Source organism: Psychrobacter sp. TB55-MNA-CIBAN-0194, from assembly GCF_040309505.1.
GTDB classification, from domain to species: Bacteria; Pseudomonadota; Gammaproteobacteria; order Pseudomonadales; family Moraxellaceae; genus Psychrobacter; species Psychrobacter fozii.
Map to the genome: position 1 here is coordinate 1 of NZ_JBEOOW010000046.1, position 394 is coordinate 394.

Annotated in this window: 1 protein-coding gene; it reads right to left on the reverse strand. The window is 38.3% G+C overall.

Annotation, left to right across the window (positions count from 1 at the left end; translation table 11 throughout):
• Positions 1–305: L,D-transpeptidase family protein (locus AAEY75_RS14185; RefSeq protein WP_352259924.1), on the reverse strand; the 305-nt coding region annotated here is incomplete at its 3' end.
• Between the last annotated feature and the right edge of the window lie 89 nt (positions 306–394).

The window sequence follows — 394 nt, forward strand, 5'->3', positions numbered from 1 at the left end:
GCATGTGTCTTATCAGACGCATTAGGATAACTTATGTGAATAGAGCGATAAAATTTGGATTTTTCATTCTTATAATCGAGTGTATAAGAACCTGATGGGGTACGCTTATCACCCTGCTGCTGCTTGTGACCAATAGGATTGCCACCAAGCGCTATATGATAAGACTTGATCACAGTGTCACCAATTAATAATTGTAGAACACGCGCTGATTTATCAACGAAAACTTTGTCGATAATGGCAGTATCAGGAATAGAAGGGGTAGATTTTGAATTATTTTGTATGTTTGGCGCGGCATTGGTACTCATGAGAGTCACAAGGCTAAGACTTATTGCACTTACTAACCAAACAAGATACTGACTAAAATCTGCACGAAAAAATGGCATGGTATTACTTC